Source organism: Hyphomicrobiales bacterium, assembly GCA_030688605.1.
Lineage (GTDB): Bacteria > Pseudomonadota > Alphaproteobacteria > Rhizobiales > NORP267 > JAUYJB01.
Genome location: JAUYJB010000003.1, coordinates 1 through 2,691 on the forward strand (window position 1 = coordinate 1; position 2,691 = coordinate 2,691).

Below are 2,691 nucleotides of genomic sequence, written 5' to 3' on the forward strand. Positions count from 1 at the left end.
TTGCGGTATCGACCGTCTCCACCGCTGACACCTTCCTTGCCAAGCTAGCTTTTCTGGCGGAAGCGCATACCTACTACACGGCGAATTTACTGGAGATCCCGGACGCCGGGTATGACAAAAGCAGCGCTGAGAGGACGCTGACGCTGTTGCGCAGCCTGTTCCCGGCCGCGATCAGCATAGAGGACATTGCGGCCGTGGCGCCGACGTTCACCCCCGGCACCATCGACCCCTTGGATGACGTCGTTGTGCCGGAGTTCACGGCCACTGCTCCAGTGCTGGAAATGCCGGCCATTCCTTCGAGCGCGTTGCCAAGTAAGCCGAATGAGCCGGAGATTACCGATCCAGTGATTCCTCCGTCACCGACACTACCATCTGTAACCCCGCTCATTTTGACCGGGATCACGTTCCATGAGGTCGAAGGGATAACAATCCCGGAACTGTCGGCCTCGCGTTCCGTGGATGACCTAGTGGTGCCGACGAACAACTTCACGTTCTATGAACAGCTCTACAGCTCGGCGCTGCTGGACGAGCTTCAGGCGAAGCTGCTGGACAACCTGCAGAACGGCGGCTACGGCATCGAGCCATGGGACGAGTCGGCGCTGTTCGACCGTGCCCGCTCGCGCGAACTGGAATCGGCGATGCAGCAGACCGAGGCGCTGATCGCCGGCGCCGCGGCGCGTGGGTTCCCCTATCCACCAGGGGATTTGACCGTGGTGCTGCAGCGTGCCGAGCAGGACCTGCAAAACAAGGTGTCCACGATCAATCGGGACATCGCCCTGAAGCGCGCCGACCTGTACGTGCAGAACAGGCAGTTCACGATCGAGCAGACGAAAGCCCTCGAACAGATCCTCATCGGCTACCACAACAGCATGATGGAGCGCACGCTGAACGCGGCGAAGGCCACGCTAGAGGCGGCACTGAAAATATACGATGCGCAGGTCGCGCGCTTCAATGCTCAACTGGAATCCGACAAAACCGCAGCGTCGATACTGGAGTCAAGAATACGGGCGGTCGCGCTCCAACTGGAACGTGCGCGCGTCCAGATGGAAGGCACGCGAGTCGAAAACGACATTCAGCGCACGTACATCGAGGTATTCAAGGCCCAATGGCACGGCGTCGAACAGATCATCAATCTCTGGAAGGGCCAACTGGAAGGTGCGCAGATCGCGGCTGGAATCCAGAAATTGCGCCTCGAGGCGTTCCACGAACTGATCTCTGCATTCACGGCTGAAGTTCAGGCGAAAGTGGCCGAGTTCAATATGTACGAGTCCGGGGTCAAAGGGCAGACCGCCAGGACGGAAGCGTTCGCAGCCGAGGCGCGTGCGTATACCGCGACGGTCGAGGCCGCCAAGGTACGCGCTGACATTCTGATCGCGCGCCTGAAAGGGCAGATCGAAGTCGCCAATCAGGGGCTGGAGGAGTACAAGACCGAGGCTGACGTGTACAAGACCAACATCGACGCCCAGGCGCAGACCATCGACGCCAAGACGCGGGTGTACGGCGCGCAGGTTCAAGGCGCGAGCGCCGAGGCCGGAGCGATCGGCGAAGCGATCCGGCTGGACTTGAGCGAGAAGGAACTGGAAATGAGGCGCAACATTGCGAACGCGAACATCAAGTTGACTCAGGCAAAAAATGAACTTGACGTACTGCTCGAATCGCTCAAGCTTCGCGTCGAAGCCGGTCAGGCGGCGGGGCAATATTACACGGCGATTGTGAGTGCGGCGGTGAACAGCATAAACACGTTGTCGGCGATCGTCGCGCAGCAGCAATAGGAGACCACCATGGCCGGAAGCGGAATCAGCATGCAGAGCGCTCTCGCAATCAAACGGCTGGACGATGGCGAGGAAGGCGGGCTGCGTCGTGTGGCCGCGATCTCGTCCGCGCCGACGGAGTACGTCACGCAGGGCGTTACGGCGCCTCGCCCGATGACCTCGCGCCAGCAGGATCAGCTTCGAGCGCTCATCAATCGCCGTCCCGACGCGGCGGCGTTTTCGCGGCCTCTGACGAAGCCGAAGTAAGGAGAACGACATGGCAGGGACACTCGATTACACCACCATCGGCGAGAACAAGAAAAGGAAGCGCGCGCTCGGGTTCAATGCAGCGCCTTCTCTCCTGAATCCAAACGCTGCGGCGCCCGGGGTGCTGGACAGCATCGGGATCATGGCGAGAAGGGGACTTTCGCCTTCAGCTTTGGCTGCCACGCCGCTTGCGCCTATCGTCCCGGCTGCGTCGAACAACAACATGCCACTTGGGCAGCGGTTTGGAGAAACGCTCAACAGGCAGGTCGGGGCGCAAGTCGGTCCTGTTGTAGATGTTGCTGCCGGGGCTGCGCGAAACTTGGGAGATTCGGCTGGGATCATTGGGCGCAGCGCGATGACTGGCGCCGGCGCGGTCGGTGGCACGCTTGCGGACGTTGGACGCGGGTATTTCGGGACTGGAAATGCCGCTCCAGCGGCTGTGCCTGCCGCCACGACTGCGCGCCCGAGCGAGGCCCCAACTACAACGGCGCGCCCTGCCGAAGCACCGGGAGTGCGCGTGATGACTCCGGCCGCCAACGCAGCCCTGCATTCCAATGCCGGGTACGGGCCCGGGACGGATTCGAGCGTACTTGGCGCGCCGCCGGCCATGGGCCAGGCGACAACGACGCCTTCTGCGCCAGCGGCGGCCGGCGGCGGGATCATCAAGGTTGTC

General features: G+C 62.0%; 3 protein-coding genes. All 3 read left to right on the forward strand.

The features are described from left to right. Positions 1-1,772 (forward strand): hypothetical protein (locus Q8P46_00505; GenBank protein ID MDP2618652.1); only part of this gene is annotated, 1,772 nt, incomplete at its 5' end. A 9-nt stretch (positions 1,773-1,781) separates the two neighbouring features. Next, a complete protein-coding gene (locus Q8P46_00510; GenBank protein MDP2618653.1) occupies positions 1,782-2,018 on the forward strand; it encodes a hypothetical protein in 237 nt (78 codons plus the stop codon). 10 nt (positions 2,019-2,028) lie between these two features. Continuing rightward, on the forward strand, positions 2,029-2,691 hold a 663-nt coding region (locus Q8P46_00515), incomplete at its 3' end, for a hypothetical protein (GenBank protein MDP2618654.1).